Source organism: Streptomyces sp. NPDC050423, assembly GCF_040655445.1.
GTDB lineage: Bacteria > Actinomycetota > Actinomycetes > Streptomycetales > Streptomycetaceae > Streptomyces.
Map to the genome: position 1 here is coordinate 1 of NZ_JBFAJY010000071.1, position 18,417 is coordinate 18,417.

General features: G+C 69.5%; 20 protein-coding genes and 2 pseudogenes. 13 read left to right on the plus strand and 9 right to left on the minus strand.

Annotated features, from left to right (window positions below; all coding sequences use genetic code 11):
* Window positions 1-42: 42 nt before the first annotated feature.
* Window positions 43-393 carry a hypothetical protein gene (locus tag AB0I52_RS31870; RefSeq protein ID WP_363078508.1) on the plus strand — a complete coding sequence of 117 codons (351 nt, stop codon included), beginning with the start codon at window positions 43-45 and terminating at the stop codon, window positions 391-393.
* Between the two features lie 66 nt (window positions 394-459).
* Here the strand turns inward: AB0I52_RS31870 and AB0I52_RS31875 are convergent, their stop codons facing one another.
* The 3 genes from AB0I52_RS31875 to AB0I52_RS31885 all read right to left on the minus strand — a co-directional run bounded on the left by AB0I52_RS31875 (window position 460) and on the right by AB0I52_RS31885 (window position 2,349).
* Window positions 460-777 carry a hypothetical protein gene (locus AB0I52_RS31875; RefSeq protein WP_363078510.1) on the minus strand — a complete coding sequence of 106 codons (318 nt, stop codon included), beginning with the start codon at window positions 775-777 and terminating at the stop codon, window positions 460-462.
* Window positions 778-865: 88 nt separating this feature from the next.
* Window positions 866-1,882 (minus strand): aldo/keto reductase, encoded by a 1,017-nt coding sequence (locus AB0I52_RS31880; protein WP_363078512.1) that lies wholly within the window; start codon window positions 1,880-1,882, stop codon window positions 866-868.
* Window positions 1,882-2,349: a MerR family transcriptional regulator gene (locus AB0I52_RS31885; RefSeq protein WP_363078514.1), complete on the minus strand. Its 468-nt coding sequence runs from the start codon at window positions 2,347-2,349 to the stop codon at window positions 1,882-1,884. Before AB0I52_RS31885 ends, AB0I52_RS31880 begins: the two co-directional genes overlap by 1 nt.
* A 124-nt stretch (window positions 2,350-2,473) precedes the next feature.
* On the opposite strand from AB0I52_RS31885, the gene AB0I52_RS31890 reads away from it, so the two are divergent.
* From AB0I52_RS31890 to AB0I52_RS31900, 3 genes are read left to right on the plus strand one after another with little or no spacing between them, the layout of a single operon-like run.
* The gene (locus tag AB0I52_RS31890; protein WP_363078516.1) at window positions 2,474-3,310 is read left to right on the plus strand and encodes an alpha/beta hydrolase; all 837 of its coding nucleotides are present in this window, start codon (window positions 2,474-2,476) and stop codon (window positions 3,308-3,310) included.
* A 22-nt stretch (window positions 3,311-3,332) separates the two neighbouring features.
* Window positions 3,333-3,866 (plus strand): TetR/AcrR family transcriptional regulator, encoded by a 534-nt coding sequence (locus AB0I52_RS31895; RefSeq protein WP_363078546.1) that lies wholly within the window; start codon window positions 3,333-3,335, stop codon window positions 3,864-3,866.
* 29 nt (window positions 3,867-3,895) lie between these two features.
* Window positions 3,896-4,711, plus strand: coding sequence for a serine hydrolase domain-containing protein (locus tag AB0I52_RS31900; RefSeq protein WP_363078518.1), 816 nt, complete (start codon window positions 3,896-3,898; stop codon window positions 4,709-4,711).
* Here the strand turns inward: AB0I52_RS31900 and AB0I52_RS31905 are convergent.
* Window positions 4,677-5,144, minus strand: coding sequence for an ATP-binding protein (locus AB0I52_RS31905; protein ID WP_363078520.1), 468 nt, complete (start codon window positions 5,142-5,144; stop codon window positions 4,677-4,679). The genes AB0I52_RS31900 and AB0I52_RS31905 overlap by 35 nt on opposite strands.
* An 83-nt stretch (window positions 5,145-5,227) precedes the next feature.
* Between AB0I52_RS31905 and AB0I52_RS31910 the strand changes: the two genes are divergently transcribed.
* The 4 genes from AB0I52_RS31910 (at window position 5,228) to AB0I52_RS31925 (ending at window position 7,927) form a co-directional block, all read left to right on the plus strand.
* Window positions 5,228-6,052: a helix-turn-helix transcriptional regulator gene (locus tag AB0I52_RS31910; protein ID WP_363078522.1), complete on the plus strand. Its 825-nt coding sequence runs from the start codon at window positions 5,228-5,230 to the stop codon at window positions 6,050-6,052.
* The gene (locus tag AB0I52_RS31915; RefSeq protein WP_363078524.1) at window positions 6,036-6,308 is read left to right on the plus strand and encodes a DUF397 domain-containing protein; all 273 of its coding nucleotides are present in this window, start codon (window positions 6,036-6,038) and stop codon (window positions 6,306-6,308) included. Before AB0I52_RS31910 ends, AB0I52_RS31915 begins: the two co-directional genes overlap by 17 nt.
* Before the next feature lie 81 nt (window positions 6,309-6,389).
* Window positions 6,390-7,037, plus strand: a complete 648-nt coding sequence (locus AB0I52_RS31920) for an RNA polymerase sigma factor (protein ID WP_363078526.1) — start codon at window positions 6,390-6,392, stop codon at window positions 7,035-7,037.
* Window positions 7,038-7,114: 77 nt separating this feature from the next.
* Entirely contained in the window at window positions 7,115-7,927 is an 813-nt protein-coding gene (locus AB0I52_RS31925) for a hypothetical protein (RefSeq protein ID WP_363078528.1), read from the plus strand.
* Between the two features lie 40 nt (window positions 7,928-7,967).
* Here the strand turns inward: AB0I52_RS31925 and AB0I52_RS31930 are convergent, their stop codons facing one another.
* Window positions 7,968-8,759, minus strand: a complete 792-nt coding sequence (locus AB0I52_RS31930; RefSeq protein WP_363078530.1) for a recombinase family protein — start codon at window positions 8,757-8,759, stop codon at window positions 7,968-7,970.
* Window positions 8,760-9,170: 411 nt separating this feature from the next.
* Window positions 9,171-10,190, minus strand: coding sequence for an aldo/keto reductase (locus AB0I52_RS31935; protein ID WP_363078532.1), 1,020 nt, complete (start codon window positions 10,188-10,190; stop codon window positions 9,171-9,173).
* A gap of 118 nt (window positions 10,191-10,308) precedes the next feature.
* Here AB0I52_RS31935 and AB0I52_RS31940 point away from each other — a divergent pair, with 118 nt between their 5' ends.
* Window positions 10,309-10,911: a TetR/AcrR family transcriptional regulator gene (locus AB0I52_RS31940; RefSeq protein ID WP_363078534.1), complete on the plus strand. Its 603-nt coding sequence runs from the start codon at window positions 10,309-10,311 to the stop codon at window positions 10,909-10,911.
* Window positions 10,912-10,943: 32 nt separating this feature from the next.
* A pseudogene (locus tag AB0I52_RS31945) lies at window positions 10,944-11,972 on the plus strand (transposase); the annotation flags it as partial.
* Between the two features lie 35 nt (window positions 11,973-12,007).
* On the opposite strand, the gene AB0I52_RS31950 reads toward AB0I52_RS31945, so the two are convergent.
* Complete coding sequence (locus AB0I52_RS31950; RefSeq protein ID WP_363078536.1) at window positions 12,008-12,586, minus strand: TetR/AcrR family transcriptional regulator; 579 nt, start codon at window positions 12,584-12,586, stop codon at window positions 12,008-12,010.
* A gap of 81 nt (window positions 12,587-12,667) precedes the next feature.
* Between AB0I52_RS31950 and AB0I52_RS31955 the strand changes: the two genes are divergently transcribed.
* Together AB0I52_RS31955 and AB0I52_RS31960 are read left to right on the plus strand one after the other, a co-directional pair.
* Window positions 12,668-13,441 carry an oxidoreductase gene (locus AB0I52_RS31955; RefSeq protein ID WP_363078538.1) on the plus strand — a complete coding sequence of 258 codons (774 nt, stop codon included), beginning with the start codon at window positions 12,668-12,670 and terminating at the stop codon, window positions 13,439-13,441.
* A 32-nt stretch (window positions 13,442-13,473) separates the two neighbouring features.
* Complete coding sequence (locus tag AB0I52_RS31960; RefSeq protein ID WP_363078540.1) at window positions 13,474-13,842, plus strand: VOC family protein; 369 nt, start codon at window positions 13,474-13,476, stop codon at window positions 13,840-13,842.
* A 96-nt stretch (window positions 13,843-13,938) separates the two neighbouring features.
* Here the strand turns inward: AB0I52_RS31960 and AB0I52_RS31965 are convergent.
* Window positions 13,939-14,217, minus strand: a pseudogene (locus tag AB0I52_RS31965) (LysR family transcriptional regulator); the annotation flags it as partial.
* A 222-nt stretch (window positions 14,218-14,439) separates the two neighbouring features.
* Here AB0I52_RS31965 and AB0I52_RS31970 point away from each other — a divergent pair.
* A complete protein-coding gene (locus AB0I52_RS31970; protein WP_363078542.1) occupies window positions 14,440-15,765 on the plus strand; it encodes a VCBS repeat-containing protein in 1,326 nt (441 codons plus the stop codon).
* Between the two features lie 15 nt (window positions 15,766-15,780).
* Here AB0I52_RS31970 and AB0I52_RS31975 read toward each other — a convergent pair whose 3' ends face one another.
* On the minus strand, window positions 15,781-17,823 hold the full coding sequence (locus tag AB0I52_RS31975) for an alkaline phosphatase family protein (RefSeq protein WP_363078544.1): 2,043 nt from the start codon (window positions 17,821-17,823) through the stop codon (window positions 15,781-15,783).
* Window positions 17,824-18,417: the final 594 nt, after the last annotated feature.

Below are 18,417 nucleotides of genomic sequence, written 5' to 3' on the forward strand. Positions count from 1 at the left end.
GGCCTGTATTGGGTTGTCACGCGGAAGAAGGAGCGGGGCTGGGTGCGTGCGATCGCAAGGCGCCGGAGCGCCCTTGTAGCGGAGCTACCAGGGCGCTCCGGCAACGCTGCGAGCGGGCGTGCCCAGCCCCGTGACGCCGCGGGACAACCCAATACAGGCCCTAGCGGCGGCCTGTCCCGTACGAGCCGGGGTGGGTCATCCCCGTGGCCGCCGCCCACCCTGATCGGCCACCTCTTCCCGCTGCTCGCGCTCGCCCTGCGCGAGCAACAGGCGGACCCTGGTCTCCGTCTGGCTGGTGACGGGCGCGGCGAGCCTCGCCTGCGTCTGATCCCGCCCGAGCGCGGCAACGTCAGCGCGCTGCTGCTGGTCGTCCTCGGCGCCGCCAAGGGCTGACCGGCAGGCGGAGGCCCGCTGCTCGCGCTCGCCCCGGGCCTGCCGGAGGCCGTTGCCGCTGTCCGTCTACGGTGATTCCCATTGCTGCCAGAGCATTTCCAGGCCCAGCACAATCGCGCACAGCACCGCGACGGATCCGGGCACGGCCACGAACGCCACATGGATCGTGCTGCTCTCGTCCGGAAGGAAGAGGTCCACCCAGCCCAGCGTCAGGGCCAGAGCGGTGGCGATTCCACCGACTCGTGAGGCCCATTCGAAAAGGCGCGCGTGCCACGGCTTCGACGCCCCGGAATCCCTTGATCGCACGTCAATACTGAAGAAAATCAGCAGAACAGCCAGGAATGAGATCAGGCTGACCATCTCGGCCGACGGCATCGTACGCATGGCGCGACCCTAACCCGGCCACTCACTATCGGGACGAACGGGACATTCGAGGCGGGATTGCCACGGACTGACCGCCGACGGGGACCCGCTACTCGCGCGCGGCCGACGTCGAGCTCATGTCCGGGTAGCGGTCCCCCGCGACCCGGCCGGCGATCGGCTCCAGCAGGGCCAGCTCCTCGGGCGTCAGCGTGATCCGGGTGGCGCCGACGTTCTCCAGCAGGCGGCTGCTCCTGCGGGTGCCCGGGATCGGCACCACGGTCAGGCCGTGCACCTGGGCGCGCTGCTGGACCCAGGCCAGCGCCACCTGGGCGGCGGTCGCCCCGTGGGCGGCTGCGATCTTGTGGACCGGCTCCAGCAGCGCGGCGTTCGTCTTCGCGTTGTCGCCGGTGAAGCGCGGCTGGAACTGCCGGAAGTCGTTCTTCGCCAGGTCCTTGCCGGCGTCCGCGAACGCCCCGGTCAGGAAGCCCCGGCCGAGCGGCGAGTACGGCACGACGGTCACTCCGAGCTCCACGGCGGCGGATACCGCGCTGAGCTCGACGTCGCGGCTGAAGAGCGACCACTCGGACTGGAGGGCGGCGATCGGGTGCACGGCGTGCGCCTCGCGCAGTTCCGCACCGGTCACCTCGCTCAGCCCGAGCTGCTTGACCTTGCCCTGCCGCACCAGTTCGGCCATCGCGCCGACGGACTCGGCCAGCGGCACGGCCGGGTCGCGGCGGTGCATGTAGTAGAGGTCGATGACATCGGTGTTCAGTCGGCGCAGGCTGTGCTCGACGGCCTGCCGGATGTACGCGGGGTCGTTCCGGATGCCCCGGTAGTGCGGGTCGTCGTCCCGGCGCTCGATGGCGAATTTCGTGGCGAGGGTGATCTCGTCCCGGTGCGCGCCGACGAACGGCGCGATGAACGTCTCGTTGGCGCCGCTGCCGTAGATGTCGGCGGTGTCGAAGAGCGTGACGCCCACGGAGAGGGCCGTCTCCAGCGTCTCGCGTGCCGAGGCCTGGTCGGTGTCCCCGTAGAACTCGCTCATGCCCATGCAGCCGAGGCCCTGGACACCGGTCTGCGGGCCGCCCCTGCCGAGCTCCACGGTGGCGATCTTGTTGTCAGTCATCAGGCACTGGGCCTCTCCGGCGCCCGTCGGGCGCCCGCATAGAAGTCGATCTTGTGGTCGAGGACGGCCAGGGTGTCGTGGAGCTCCGCGATCCGCGTCCTCACGTCGCGGCGGGTCGCCTCCAGCAGTTCCCGCCGCTCCTCGAAGGTGTGGTCGCCCTCGCGCAGCAGCTCCGCGTAACGGACCATGTGGGCGACCGGCATCCCGGTCAGCCGCAGCTTGCCGACGAAGGAAAGCCAGTCCAGGTCACGGTTGGTGAAGCGGCGCTGACCGGTGTGCGAACGGTCGACGTGCGGCATCAGCCCGATCCGCTCGTACCAGCGCAGCGTGTGTGCGGTGAGCCCGGTGAAGGCGACCACCTCGCTGATCGTGTACTGGTCCTGCCCCTCGGGGCGCGGATGCGCCCGGGGGGCCGATGCGCAGGCGTCCACCCCGGGCGAAGTGATCTCAGTCTCCGTCACCGTCATGCGCTCCACGCTAGAACCCTGGAGTGCACTCCAAGCAAGCGCCGCCGGATGCGAGTTTCGGTCATTGACCCCCAAGGCTAACGTTGATAGCTTTTAGCTAACAACATTAGCCCTGGAGGGTGTCATGACCGAATACCTTGCTGTCGACGGTGGCACGGTCGCTTACGAGGTGACGGGCTCCGGTCCGCTGGTCGTTCTCGCGCACGGCATGGGTGACAGCCGCGCCGCGTACCGCACCCTGGCCCCTTCGCTCGCGGCGGCCGGCTATCGGGTCGCCGCGGTCGACCTGCGCGGCTGCGGCGAGTCCAGCACCGCCTGGCCGGACTGGAGCCGCACCGCCATCGCCGGCGATCTGCTCGCGGTGATCCGCCACCTCGGCGGCCCGGCCGTGCTCGTCGGGCACTCGATCTCCGGCGGCGCCGCCACCATCGCCGCGGCGCGGGAACCCTCACTGGTCACCGCGGTCGTCGAGTTGGCGCCGTTCACCCGCAAGCAGTCGATCCGCCTCGGCGACCTGCGGGTGAAGCGCTTCCGGCAGGGCATGCTGCGCCTGCTCGGCGCGGGCGTGCTCGGCAGCGTGCCGCTCTGGCGCTCGTACCTCGACGTGGCCTACCCCGGAGTGAGGCCGGCCGACTGGGACGAGCGGCTCGGCCGCATCGACTCCCTGCTGCGCGAGCCCGGCCGGATGAAGGCCCTGCAGGGCATGGGCCGCAGTGCCCCGACCGACGCCGGTGCGCAACTCGGCAACGTCCGCTGCCCGGTTCTGGTCGTGATGGGCACGCTCGACCCCGACTGGGCCGACCCGCACGCCGAGGGTTCGGCGGTCATCGACGACCTGCCGTCCGGTCTCGGCCGCCTGGAGATGATCGAGGGCGCCGGGCACTACCCGCACGACCAGTTCCCCGACCAGGTCGTTTCCCTCATGCTCTCCTTCCTCGGTTCGGACGCCGCCCGTGCCTAGGGCCGGCCTGGACCCGGCGGCCGTGGTCGCGGCCGGTGCGGCCCTCGCCGACGAGGTGGGCCTGGGCAACCTGACGATGGGGGCGCTGGCCCAGCGAGTGGGCGTACGCACCCCCTCCCTGTACAAGCACGTGAGCGGCCAGGAAGACCTCAACCGCCGCATCGCGGTCCTGGCGTTGAGCCAGGCGGCCGACGCCGTCGGCGGCGCGATCCAGGGGTGCGCGGGCCGCGACGCCCTGGCGGCCGCCGCACACGCCTTCCGCGCGTACGTGGTGGAGCACCCCGGCCGGTACGCCGCGACGATCGGCGTGGAAGCGTCCGGCCCGGACGATCCGCTGGCCTGCGCCGGGCAGCGGCTGCTCGACGCGTTCTCGGCGGTCCTGCGCGGCTACGGGATCACGGAACCGGACATGAACCATGCCCTGCGCATGCTGCGCAGCCTCTTCCACGGGTTCGCCACACTGGAGTCGGGCGGAGGCTTCCGGTGGAGCACCGGCATCGACGAGAGTCTTGAGTGGCTGATCGCCTTCACCGACCGGGGCCTGCGCACTCTGTGAGCAGCCGGAAGGGCACTAATCTCTCACGTATGCAGAACCTGGCGATGATCGAGAACTGGCCCGTCCCCACCGCGGCGGCAGCCGTCGTACGAGCGGACGGCACCGTCCTCGGCCGGCACGGTCCCACCGCGCACCGCTTCCCGCTCGCCTCCGTCACCAAGCCGCTCGCCGCCTACGCGGCGCTGGTGGCGTACGAGGAGGGCGCGGTCGAGCTGGACGAGCCGGCCGGGCCCGAGGGATCCACGGTCCGGCACCTGCTCGCCCACACCAGCGGCCTCGCGTTCGACGAGCACCGGGTGACGGCCCCGCCCGGCACCCGGCGGCTGTACTCCAACGCGGGCTTCGAGGTGCTCGGCGACCACATCGCCAAGACCACCGGCATCCCGTTCCCGGAGTACCTCCGCCAGGCGGTGCTGGAGCCGCTGGGGATGACCGCGACCACGATGGACGGCTCCCCCGCCCGCGACGGCGTCTCCACCGTCGACGACCTGCTGCGGTTCGCGGCCGAGGTCCAGGCCCCGCGCCTCCTCGACCCGCGCACGGTGCTGGAGGCGCAGAGCGTCGTCCACCCCGGGCTGAAGGGGGTCCTGCCGGGCTACGGCCACCAGAACCCCAACGACTGGGGCCTCGGCTTCGAGATCCGCGACCACAAGTCGCCGCACTGGACGGGCTCTTCGTCCTCCCCCGCGACGTTCGGGCACTTCGGCCAGTCGGGCACGTTCCTCTGGATCGACCCGGTGGCGGGCGCAGCCTGCGTGGCGCTCACCGACCGGCCCTTCGGCCCGTGGGCGGCCGAGGTGTGGCCGCCGTTCACGGACGCGGTGCTGGCGGAGCTGACGGCGTAACCGGGCCGGCGGCGGCCAGGCACTCGAACCACACCGCCTTGCCGCCGCCGTCGCGCCGTACCTCCACGCCCCACTTGTCCGTGACGGCCCCCACCAGAAGCAGCCCCCGCCCACCCTCGTCGAGCACGTCGCCCTCGACGACGCGGGGCAACCTCGGGCAGCCGTCCGCCACTTCGACGCGTACGCCGTCGCCACCCGGGAGCCGGAAGATGAAGGTCTGGCAACGGCGGCCGGGGACATGCCGGACGACGTTGGCGATCAGCTCGGTCAGCGCGAGCTCCGCGGAGTCGGCCACGCCCGCCAGCCCCCACCCGTTGAGGTAGAGCCGCAGGATGCGCCGCAGATGCCGAGCCGAGTGCTCACCCATGGCGAAGTCGGCGCGGTAGACGGGCTCTTCGGGCAACCCCGTCCGGGGGACGCTTTCGTGATTCATGTCACCATCGTGCGAGCAGGTGACTACGCTCGGCTACATACGGAACCGAACGCCGCGAGGCGTTGCACATCGGAGGTCCCGCCGTGGCCAACGTCCAGACTCTCGATCCCAGCGCCTCACCCCTGGACTACTACGGATGGGAACTACGCCGCCTGCGCGAAGCGGCCGGCCTGAACCAGGCCCAGTTGGGCGAGATCATCTTCTGTACGGGCTCGCTGATCGGCCAGATCGAGACGACGAAGAAGGTACCCACCCGCGACTTCTCGGAACGGGTCGACGCGGCGCTCGGTACGGACGGCACGTTCTCCCGCCTGATGGGCCTGGTCCTGCGCAGCCAACTGCCGACCTGGTTCCAGCCCTTCGCCGACATGGAAGCGAAGGCTTCGTACATCTCGACGTACCAGGCGCAGTTGGTCTATGGGCTGTTGCAGACCGAGAATTATGCGCGGGCGCTGCTCGGCGTCGACTACCCGAACAAGATCGACGAGATGGCCGCCGCGAGGCTTGACCGGCAACGGATCCTGAAGCGGGAGAATCCGCCCGCGTTATGCGTCGTCCTGAGTGAGGCGGCGTTGCTCCAGGAAGTCGGGGGGCGCAAGGTCATGCGAGGCCAACTGGCGCACTTGTTGGACTTCCTTCATGCCCCCTGGGTTCAGATCCAGGTGCTGCCCTTCACTGTCGGTCAGCACGCGGGGATGATGGGTTCGTTCACTCTACTGAGGTTCGATGACGACCCGGATCTCTTCTACGTGGACAGCTACGACCGAGGCCATATGACCGCCAATCCCGCCGTGATCAAAGAGCGTTCGGTCGGCTACGCTCGACTGCAAGCCACAGCCCTCTCCCCCGAGGACTCGGCGATGCTGATCACTCACGTGATGGAGGAACGCTATGGGGACCGGCCGTGAGCTGGCAGGAGCGCGCTGGCGGAAGTCGACTTACAGCGGAACGAACGGCGGCGAGTGCGTCGAGTGCACCGTCACCGGCGGCGCCGCCTGGCGCACGTCCTCGTACAGCGGAAGCACCGGCGGCGAGTGCGTCGAGGTGGCCACCGGCTGCGCCGCCTCCGTCCCCGTCCGCGACAGCAAGAACCCCTCCGGGCCCGTCCTCGTTGTCGGGGCCGACGCGTGGCAGGGCTTCGTGGACGGTCTCTGCAAGAAGTGATCTGACGGGGCCCGCAGGCCCCCGTCAGTACGAAGTTGGCTCAGCGGGAACCTTGGGCCGGTTGCCGGACACGTACAGGGCATGGAACTGAACGACGCTGATCCCGCCGTCCCGGTCGGAGGGATATCCGACCGGGAGCTGTGGGCGAGGGCCGTCGATGGCGACCGGGAGGCGTTCGGCCGGATCTTCGACCGTCATGGGAAGACCGTCTACAACCATCTGTTCCGACGGACGGCCGACTGGTCCGAGGCAGAAGACCTCACGTCGACCGTTTTCCTGCATGCCTGGCGTCGACGATCCGAGACGGTACTGGACCGCGAGTCGGCCTTGCCGTGGTTGCTGGGCATCGCCGACCACCTGCTGTCGAACACCAGGCGGCGGCTGAGGCGGGCCGAGGCGTTGCTGCGTCGGCTCGTCTCGCATGACGAGTCCGTCGTCGACCACGCCGACCACGTCGTCGTCATGGTCGACGACGAGCGTCGCATGTCGGAGATCCACCGGGCGCTGGCGCGGCTGCCGCGCCACGAACGCGAGGTCGTCGAGCTCTGCGTGTGGTCGGGCCTGGATCAGCAGGCGGCCGCGGCCGCGCTGGGGGTGGCGGTCGGGACCGTGAAGTCCAGACTGCACCGGGCACGGCGGAGGCTGGGGGCCGACCTCGTCGACGGAGCCACGGTTACGGCGTCATTCAGTTCCAGTAACCCTGTCCACGCGAAGGAGGTCGCACGATGAATGACACGCAGGGCATTCCTGCGGCTCCTTCCGATCGTGATCTGCCGAATCACCGGCGGACTCGTGAGGAGCTACTGATGAACATCGATCCCGAGGACAACCGCGCTTCGCTGCAACGCAGGTGGGGCGTACCGCTGGGTGTCGCCGCAGGGGTCGCGGCGGTGAGCGTCGCGGCCGTGGCCGCCTTCGGCGGAGCGGGGGACGCCGAGCCGGTTCTCGCCGGTCCCGCCGGAAACCCGACGGGCGCCGCCGCGTCACCGAGTGCGGGGACCACACACGGCTCCACGTCGGGCGGAGCCGGCGAGGCCCCCGTGACCACCACTCCGGACGCCTTCACCATCACCAGCGGGAAGACGACCCCGATCGACGCGGGGACCGTCACCAGGATCCTGTCGTCCTGCCTGGGCTCCGACGCATCGCGGTACCACTCGGTGGTCGCGGTCCGCACTCCCATCGCCACGAAGGACACGGACGGCGTGGTCGTCGCCGTCGACTCCGCCGGCCAGTACGTGCAGTGCGAGTCGAAGGGCGACAAGGGCAACAGCCCGGACTCCCCGCCCACCTTCATCAACAACCGCCTGTGGGGCACCGGTCACACGATCGCGTATTTCGACTCCATCGGCTCGCCCGCCGGCAAGGGGAAGTACCTCATGCTGGGCGCCGGGCACCACGCGTCCAACGTGGCCAGGATCGCGATCAGTTACGGCGACGACCCGAAGCAGTACCCGGCGGTCATGGCAGGCGGCGCGTTCGTCTACGCGGCAGCCCTGTCCGGCGACACCTCCGACCCGCACTATGCGGGCCCGAACCCCTACGTCCATGCCTACGACGCATCCGGCAAGGAGATCTACAACCAGGCGAAGGACCCGCAGTTCTCCAGCGGCCAGTAGGTCGGCCCTTCACCTGCTCCACGGCCCTGTTCTCATATGGCTACCGCCAGGTGGCGTGTAGCCCTGAGTAACTACTTGGGGCTGCGGTCACGCTGCTGGAGAGCGGCGAAGTCGGCGTGCGCGGTCTCGACGGCCTCCCGGTACGCCCGGGCCTTCTCATGCTCGGCGAGCGCCCGGTAAATGCTGGAGAGGCTGGGGCTCTGTCCCTTGCGGTGGCCAGTGGGGATGAGTAAGTCGGGCTGGATGTCCTCGACGGTCTCGCGTTCACGCGGCGGCGGAGCACGGTGTGCAGCATGTCGTCGGTGATGACCGGGGGCCGGCCGCCGTGGTTGCCCTTGCGGGCAGCGGCGTCGAGTCCTTCGAGGGTGGCCTCGCGGATGCTCTCTCGCTCGGTCTCGGCCATCGCGGCGAAGAACCCGGAAAGGAGGCGCCCGGGACCGCTGGGGTCATACATCCCCTGGAAAGGTCCGGCAAGCATCTCCAGGACCAGGCCGTGGGCGGTGAGGTGGTCGGCCAGGGCTGTCAGCTCTGCAGCATCGCGCCCCAGGCGCTTCATCTCGTACACGGTGAAGACCACCCGGCAGTGCGGGGCATGAGCCTTGATCTCCCGGGCAGCGGCGAGCGCGGCCTCGAACTGAGGGCGGACTCGCACCCGGGTGCTGATCTTCTCCGAGAAGATCTTGTCCCGGGGGATGCGCTTGGCCGCGAGCGCGTCGAGCTGCGTCTGGAGTTCCTGGGTGAGGGTCGAGCAGCGGGCGTATCCGATGCGCGGATGTCTGCGGTCGGGGTGTCCGGCACGGCCGGCGCAGGCGCCGGGGTGCCGGGCCGCCACGGCTGGCCGGGCCGCGGTCGGCGGGGGTGGGCACGCGCAGGAGTTTCGCGAGCCGGGGCACCTTGGTGAAGCGGCCGGTGTGGTAGGTGCCGGCGACCGCGCCGAAGCGTGAGCGGCAGGGTGAGCCTGGCTGAGCGTTACAGCGTGGGCAGGGGTGGCGCTCGACGTCGTCCGCTTCGGATGTGGGTGCGGTCCGAGGTTCCGTCATGACCCTGGAGCTGTCACAAACATTTCCCAGAACCTGCCTGGTTCCATTTTTGAGTGAGAACGAGTTGTGACAGTGAATCCGCGACCCGGACCGCTTTCGCCGACTGTTCTTGATCTTGCTCCGAGAAAGGGTCGTTTATGAGAACAGGCCCCTTTGCTCCCGACCCTGATCTCCGGTGGTCTGGTGCCGGGCGTTGCAGGTAGTCAGGCGGCTGCGCGTTCGCCGACGGGGCGGCGGCGCAGGTTCGCGTTCTGGATAGCGAGCGGCAGGTAGTCCTGGTCGAGGGCGCCGACGTCGGTGCCGGGCGGGACGATTGCGTCGATCCGGTCCAGGAGGTCGTCGCTGAGGTGGACGTCGAGGCCGGCGAGGAGGTCATCGAGGTGCGCCATGGTCCGTGCTCCGGCGAGGGCGCTGGTGACTGCGGGGTGGGCAATGGTGAAGGCCATGGCCAGATGGGTCATCGGCATGCCCGCTTCCTCGGCGAGGGGGATGAGCTGCTCGACGACGTCGATGCGGCGCTCGTCGTTGAGGTGCTTGAAGAAACCCGCGCGGCTCAGGTCGTTCTCCTGGTTCTTGCGCACGCGGCCGGTGAGCATGCCCTGGCCGAGCGGCCCCCAGGCCATGACGCCCATGTTGTAGCGCTGGACGACAGGCAGGACCTCGCGCTCGATGCCGCGGTTGAGCAGGGAGTAGGGCGGCTGCTCGGTGTGGAAGCGCTCCAGGTTCCGGCGCTCTGCGACCCACTGGGCCTCGACGATGTCGGAGGCGGGGGTGGTGGAGGAGCCGATCGCGCGGACCTTTCCGCTGCGGATCAGGTCCGTGAGCGCGGAGAGGGTCTCCTCGATGTCGGTCGTGGGGTCGAGGCGTTGGATCTGGTAGACGTCGATGTGGTCCGTCTGCAGTCGCCGCAGGGAGTTCTCGACGGCGGTCGTGATCCAGCGCCGGGAGGTCCCCCGGTGGTTGGGGCCCTCGCCCGTCGGGAGGCCGAACTTGGTCGCCAGCACGACGTCGTCGCGGCGCCCCTTGAGGGCCTGGCCGACGACTTCCTCGGAGTCGCCGTAGGTGTCGGCGGTGTCGAGGAAGTTGATGCCGGCGTCCAGTGCCTTGTGGATGATGCGGGCCGACTCCGCGGGCTCGTTGCCCATGCGGGTGGCGTACATCAGAGTGCCGAGGGCGTAGGGGCTGACCTTGATGCCGGTGCGGCCCAGAGTGCGGTACTCCATGGGGGTTCTCCTGAGGTGTGTGAAGAGTGCGTCCGTGGGATGCCCTACGCTCCAACTAAACGGAAACTCTTTCCGGAACTATACGGAAAGAGTTTCCGGTTATGCAATCGGAGGGAACATGACCGAGACGCCAGGGCCGCCCCGACGCAGGCGCGCGGACGCCCAGCGCAACGTGGACGCCCTGATCGAGGCCGCGAAGATGGTCTTCGACACGACCGGTGTCGACGCACCCGCAAAGGAGATCACCGACCTTGCCGGACTCGGCGTCGGGACGCTCTACCGGCACTTCCCCCTGCGCTCGGACCTGGTCAAGGCCGTGGTGGAAAGCGGGATCGACGCCCTCACCGAAACAGGAGCCCAGCTCAGCACCGCCCACGAGCCCGCAGAGGCACTCTCCGAGTGGCTGCGTCGATACACCGAGCTCCTGGGGACTAAACGAGGACTGGTCCCGGCCCTCCACTCCGGCGATCCGGCCTACGAGGCGCTGTCCGGCTACTTCATGGACAAGGTCGTTCCCGTCCTGGTGGCACCGCTCGCCGCAGCCGCAGCCGACGGAACCGTGCGCGCCGACGTCAGCGCACGGGACCTGCTGTATGCCGTCGCCAACCTGTGCATGCCCGTACCCGGTGAAGGCCCCGAGTACAACCACCGCATGGTCGCCCTACTGATCGACGGACTGCGGACCCCGCACCAGGGCGCTTCGTCCGGCTCGTCACGGTGACCCGGTGATGCGTCGTCTTCACCCGCTCCACCCAGGCAGGCATCCCGATCGTGCGCTACTGGGGCGACGGGATGCCGGCCTCCGTGGACGGGTTGCGCTTCCAGGTGCCGGTGCGCACCATCAGCGCCGCCCCGTCGCCGAAGTACTTCGGGTTCAAGCGGGGGATCACCTGGCTCAACGCCGTGAACGACCAGGTCGCGGGCATCGGGCAGATGGTCGCGCCCGGCACGCCGCGCGACTCCCTGCACATCCTGGGCGCGCTGCTGAACCTGGACGGCGGGGTGAAGCCGGAGATGGTGGCGACCGACAACGCCTCGTACTCCGACATGGTGTTCGGCCTGTTCAAGATCCTCGGCTACAACTTCAGCCCGCGGTTCCGCGACCTGGACGACCAGCGGTCCTGGCGGGCCACCATGCCCGGCGTCGAGACCGACGGCGCGGTGGAGGACCTGGCCCGCAACCGCGTCAATCTGAACAAGGTGATCACGCACTGGCCGGACATGCTGAAGGTCGCCGGTTCCCTGGTAACCAACCAGGTCCGCGCCTACGATCTGCTGCGGATGTTCGGCCGCGACGGCCGCCCGACGCCGCTCGGGGCGGCGTTCGCGGAGTACGGGAGGGATCGCCAGGACCGAGCACCTGCTGCGGGTGGTCGACCCAGTGGACGACACCTACCGCCGGCAGATGAACCGGCAGCTCGCCATGCAGGAGTCCCGCCACAAGCTGGCCCGAGACGTGTGCCACGGCAAGCGCGGCACGATTCACCAGGCGTACCGCGACGGGATGGAGGCCCAGCTCGGCGCGCTCGGCCTGGTCCTCAACGCCATCGTGCTCTGGACCACGAAGTACATCGATGCCGCGGTCGCCCAGCTTCGCGCCGAGGGCCATGACTGCGGGACGAGGACATCGCCCGTCTGTCCCCGCTCAAGCACCGCAACCTCAACCTGCTCGGCCGCTACAGCTTCACCGCTTCCACCCCGGCCGTCGGCGCCCTGCGCCCGCTGCGCGACCCTGACTCGCCGGAGCTGGACGAGGACGACGACGGGAACGGTCAGGGGTGAGGGGCAGGTCCTAGTCGGCGGCGCACGGCCCCGGCTCAGGGTGACTGCGGGGCGCCGTGTCGCAGGCCGTCGAAGAGGAGTGCGGTGATCTGCCGGGCCTCGGTCAACCAGCCCTCCGTGGCGCGCATTCCGCAGATGCCGCCCAGGGCGCGCAACAGGGTGGAGCCTGTGACGTCGTCGCGGACGGTGCCGGCCGCGCGGCCGGCTTCGAGCAGCAGGGAGAGGGCGCCTGCCATACGGGTGCGTGCGTCGTCGAAGACCGGCGAGTCCGTCGCCATGATGCTCTCCAGCACACTGGACATCCCCTTGCCCACCGCCGCGTGGTCCACGAGCAGCAGCAGGAAGCGCCGCAGAGCCTCCTCCGGGGCGTGCTGGTCCAGCAGGGCGCCGGGCGCGGCGCACAGGTCGTCGACCTCTTTGCGGTAGACCTCCTCGATCAGCGCTTCGCGGGTTTCGAAGTGGCGGTAGAGCGTTCCGACGGCGACACCGGCGCTGCGGGCGATGTCCTCGACGTGCGCGTCGGTCTCGCCGCCGAGGAACGCCTGGCGGGCCGCGGACAGCAGCGCCTCGCGGTTGCGTCGCGCGTCGGCGCGCAACGGGCGTGATGCCGGCAAGAGAACCTCCATAAGGTGAGTCTGGTTCCGCTTACGTGTACTGTTTCCGGAGTCAGGTTCATCTTACGGAGGAGACTTCCCATGCCGAACACCGACGAGGGCCTGGCTGGCCTGCGAGTGCTGGTCACCGGCGGCAGCCGGGGCCTGGGCGCGGCGACCGTGCGCCGCTTCGTCACCGCGGGCGCGACCGTGCTGACGGCCTCCCGCAGCCGGCCCGAGGAGAACAGCGGTGCCACATTCCTCGCGGCGGACCTCTCCACGCAGCAGGGTGTGGCCGAACTCGGCCGCCGGGTCGTCGAGCAGGTGGGCGGAGTGGACGTGCTCGTGAACAACGCGGGCGCGGCGAGCGCCCCGGCGCCCACCCTGAGCCGGTCGGACGAATCCTGGCAGGAGGATCTGGGGATGAACCTCCTCAGCGCCGTGCGCCTGGACCGGGCCCTGGTGCCGGGAATGGTTGAGCGGGGCTCCGGCGTCGTCGTGCACGTCTCCTCGATCGCCAGCCAACTGCCTCAGCGCACCGAGGCGTCCTACGCCGCCGCCAAGGCCGCGCTCAACACCTACAGCCGCGAACTGGCCACCGAGGTCGGCGAGCGCGGCGTGCGCGTGGTCTGCGTCCTTCCCGGCTTCGTCGTCACCGACGGCGCCACCGCCCACCTGAAACACATGGCAGAGAAGCAGGGCCTGACCACCGACGAGGTCACGCAGCAGATCGTGGACCACCTGAAAGTCCCCATGGGCCGCCCCGGAGATCCCGAGGACGTCGCCGAGATGATCGCCTTCCTCGCTTCCGGCCGCGCGAAATGGCTCACCGGAGCGCAGTTCCGCGTCGACGGCGGCATCATCCCGACAGTCTGAGCAACCACCGGCAACACGAACAGGACACCCCCATGCCCATCACCCTCACCTCCGTGATCATCGACGCCGCCGACATCGAGAAGGAGAGCTCCTTCTGGCACCGGCTGCTCGGCGGCTCCCTCACCCCCACGCCGACCCACCACTTCGTCCAGGTCCCCGGCCTCCCGGTGATCGTCGTCCAGTCCGCCCCCGGACACACGGCCCCGAACTGGCCGGACGGCACCGCCCAGCAGATGCACCTCGACTTCGGCGTCGACGACCTCGCAACCGCCGACCGCACGGCCACCGACGCCGGCGCCACCCGACTGCGGCCCACCGACGAGATCACCCCGGAAACCCGCACCGGTAGCCGCGTCTACGCCAGCCCGGCCGGACACCCCTTCTGCCTGCGCTCGACCTGAGCCGGTCGCCGTCCACCGCCGGACGGCTGTCGTCAAACGATCGTTTGCCGATAGGCGGAGCGCGGCCGTGGTCGTTGAGCGGCAGGCGGCTGCCGCTCATCTGCGGGAGCGGCGCGGGGCTTGGTGGTCTGTGCGGTAGAGGTCAATGGCGACGGCGGCGCGGGCGGCGGGGTGGGGGTCCTGTCGGCGCCAGATGAGGTGGACGGGGACGGGCTCCGCGTCACGTAGGGGGCGGTAGGTGATGCCGGAGGGCCGGTACTGAGCTGCGGTGGCCTCAGGGGTGACGTCGACGCAGCGGCCGGAGGCGATGGCGGCGAGCCAGTCGTCGATGTCGTGGACGTGTTCGGCGGCGGGCCGTTCGGCCTCGGGCCACACATACCTCTGAGCCAAGCCGGCACCCGCGTAGCCCCCAGGGCCTTTCCCGGCAGGCTCGCAGAGGAGACACTTTCTCTCCATCGCCTGATCACATACGGCGGCTGGTCCTGAAAGGCTCATCATGCGACTCACAAGCGGCGCTGTGCCGCGCTCGCCTCGGTCCTCCTCGGCACCGCTCTCGGCGTCACCCCGCTGACCACGGCCGACGCCGCTGCTGTCGCGATGACTCTGCGCACCTCGGGCACCATCGACACGGTCGGCACCCCCGAGGACATCGACATCACCCTCACCACGCCGCCCACCGCCGACAGCTTCGTCGAGCTCGATCTGGACACTGAGAACGCGGCCCACCTGACCGTCACCGACGACAGCGGGGCCGTCCTGGCTCATGAGCCCGTTTACGTCTCCGACTCCCTGGCCACCTTCCGCTTCGGCGAGGAGGACAGCGACCACGACGGCATACCCCCGGTGCCACCCTCACCCCTGGCTCGCTGCACGTGCGGGTCACGGCAGACGGACATGTCGGGACCGGTCTCAACATCAACGCCTATTACATCGACGGTGCCACGGGCAACCGCATACCGATCAATCCCGCCCATGCTGAGTCCTGCACCGGCTTCCACCCGCACCCGGCTGACGTTCACCGCACAGCAGATCGCCAAGGGCGGGTACACCGCCGCCCAGCTGGCCCGCGACGTGCACATTCAGCACTCCGGCGACGGAGTCACGTACACCGAACGCCCTTGGTCCATCGGCGCCGACGGCTCCCTCCGCCTGGACGTCTCGGAGCACAACTGGGCGGCAGGCACCGTCAAGAGGAGCGAGTACCTGCGCGTCACGGCGGTCCGGGGACTGCCCATCGGATATCTCAAGGGCGCCTTCCAGACCTTTGCCCCGGACGGAACCCAGCTCAGCCAGGAGCCCCAGACCCTCGAGTTCATCGACCAGGCGGCGTTCTACGGCCGCGACGGTTCAGGAGCCCTCTGGCAGTACCAGTCCGACGACTCCCGCTACTCCGCCAACCCCACCGCACGCGCCAGGATCGGCGGCGGCTGGAACACATACAACGCCCTCACCAAGCTCTCCACCCTCAAGGCCGACGGCACTGGCGATCTCGTCGCCCGCGACAAGGCCGGCGTCCTCTGGCTCTACAAGGCCAGCGGTAAGACCAGCGCGCCCTTCTCCGCCCGCAGCAAGGTCGGGGGCGGCTGGAACACCTACACCCAGCTCGCCGGGCCGGGCGACCTCACCGGCGACGGCAAGGCCGACCTGCTCGCCCGCGACAGTACCGGCGTCCTCTGGCTCTACCGCGGCACCGGCAGCACCAGCACCCCCTTCACCGCCCGCACCCGCATCGGCAGCGGCTGGAACGCGTACACCCAGCTCGTCGGCGGGACCGACCTGACCGGCGACGGCAAGGCCGATCTGCTCGCCCGCGACCGCGATGGAGTCCTCTGGCTCTACCGGGGCACCGGCACTGCCGGCGCCCCCTTCGCCGCCCGGACCCAGATCGGCAAGGGCTGGGCCGTCTACGACACCCTTACCTGATCCGGGCCCGTCTCCTCAGACCGTCGCCACCCGGCCCGCGTACCGCTGGGTCCAGCCGGTGCCGGTGTCGGCGGTGAGCACCACGTCGTAGTAGCCGTGCTCGGTGGGCCAGTGCACGACGGTGGAGTGACCGCCGGGGACGGTGAACTTCCGCGTGCCGCCCGCGTAGTCGTTGGCCTTCAAGGTGTAACGGACGGGATGCCGGCCGTCGTTGCGCAGCTTCAGCCTGACCGTCGCGCGCCTGCCCGTGACCAGATCCGCGTCCACGCGCGGAATGCCGATGCGCTTCCCGCTCTCGCTCTCGCTCTCGCTCTCGGGGATCACCTGTCCGGCGAAGGAGCGCAGGAAGCCGTCGGGCCCGTAGAGCGAGAAGGCGTACTTGCCATCGGTCGCGTTCGCGTCCCAGGTGTACGAGCGAGGGGCCGACTCGCTCACCGTGTACGGGGTGTTGGCGAACGGGAGGTACTGGTCGGGGAAGACCTGGAGGCTCACCGCCTTGCCCGCCGGACCGCCGGCCAGCGTCATGGACGCGGTCACCGTGCCGGTGGCGCGGTTCTCGGTGACGGTGGTGTGCGGGTGGAAGGAGAGGCCGCGGGGCTTCATCCGGTGCCGGGACGGCTTCGGCGGGGTCCCGGTGACCGGGTCGGCGATGACGACCGGGCCCGGTCGCGGGTGTGCGAAGTCGATCGCGCTGGTCAGGTCGCCGGCGATGGAGCGGCGCCATTCGGTGATGTTCGGGCAGGTGAACGGCTTGCCCAGCGAGGATGCCCAGGTCTCCAGGAACTTCACCGTCGAGGTGTGGTCGAACACCTCCGACGCGACGTAGCCGCCTCGCGTCCACGGCGAGACCAGCAGCATCGGCACCCGGGGGCCGAACCCGTACGGAGTGGTGCCGGAGTACTCACCGGCCGTGCCCGCCTCCGGGCGCGGGGGCAGGACGTGGTCGAACTTTCCGTCGTTCTCGTCGTAGGTGATGATCACCAGGGTGTGGTTCCAGATGTCCTCGTTGCTCTGGAGCGTCTTGAGCACCTTGTTCATGTAGCGCTCGCCGTGCACCGTGTCGAAGCCCGGGTGCTCGCTCCACGCGGCGGGCATCACCACCCAGGAGACCTCGGGCAGCGGATGCTCGGCCCCCGGCTCGCAGGCGTCGATCAGGTCGCGGAGCACCGCGTCGAGGTTCGCCTCGGAGTCGTCGTTGGGCGTGGTGGCACCCTCGTAGACGAAGGAGTTGGCCTTCCAGATCTTGCCGGTGCCCGGTTCGAGGTCGGCCGCGTCCGCCGTGCGGGGGTCGAAGGAGGCGAAGCTGTTGGTGACGTTGCAGCCGTACTCGCCGACGTAGCCGCTCTGGAGGCTGCCCCGGACACCGTTGCCGCTGTTGTCGGAGTAGACCCGCCAGTCGATGCCGGCCTGCTGGAGCTGCTCGGGGACCGTGGTCCAGCGGCGGCTGTAGTCGTTCTGCTTGGCGTTGCTGGTCTCGCCGCCCGCCGCACCGGTCATCAGGTAGTAGCGGTTCGGGATGGTCGGCCCGTGCAGCGAGCAGAAGTTCATGTCGCAGACGGTGTACTGGGAGGCGAGCGAGTACATCCACGGCATGTAGTCGGGTGTGTAATACCACATGCAGTGCTCGCCCTTGTCCTTCACCCAGGTGTCCCACCGCCCGCCGTTGGCACCGTAGAAGCTGTGGTTGTCGCTCCAGGTGGCGGTGGATTCGGCGGGCGTCACGATGGCGCCGGTGGCGTCACGCTGCTGGAAGACGTCGGTGCCGTCCTGGAACCTCAGGACCTGCTTGTCGTGGTGCCCGCGCACACCGCGCAGCTGACCGAGGTAGTGGTCGAAGGAGCGGTTCTCCTGCATCAGGATCACCACGTGCTTCAGGTCGGAGATGTCACCGTTGAAGCCCTTGGGCAGGACGTACTCGGCCGCACCGGCCTCCGCCCCGCCGACCGCTTCGGCGACCGGGCCGACAGCCATCGCGCCGAGGGCGACAGCGGCCGTCTGGAGCATCCGGCGCCGGTTGATGCGGAATTCCTGGGCGGGTCTCACGGTGTCGATAGTCATCAGGCGGCCTCCGGGGGAGAGTGAACGTCGGCGCGTGTCTGCGAAAGCTTCGCCCGCCGGGGCGAACGGCGGGCGAACCATGGACGTATTCCTGAGACACCAGCAGATTTTCGTTCCGCCGTTCCGCCGTTCCGCCGTTCCGCCGGGTGCGCCGATCCGCCGGGTGCGCCGATCCGAGTGCGGAGCCGTGAACTGGGGCAGAGCCAAGCCGTCGGTCCGCGTCGCGCACCAACCCGACTGGCCTACTCGCCAGTTAGCCATAATCCGGCGGCCGCTGCCAGACCGCCCGGCTCGCCGCCACAGCCCACCGGCGTACGGCCGGCCTCGCGCTACCTGCCGGGAAGTTGGAAGACAAATGGGCGCGGCGGATGCGGTTGGAGCGGCCTGGGATGCGTGGGGAAGCGCCCAAATCACTCTCAAGTGACGGTTCGTGAGTCACGCTCTGCCGGCCGCTCAACCCGGTCACACTCGTATACGTTCCCCTGACCGGGCTGCGGCGCTAGTTGTACTGACCCGTGAGGTTGGGGACGCGGCTGGCGGGTGGTTGGCCTTTGAGCGCGGTGTGTCCGCGGTGGTGATTGTAGGTGTGGAGCC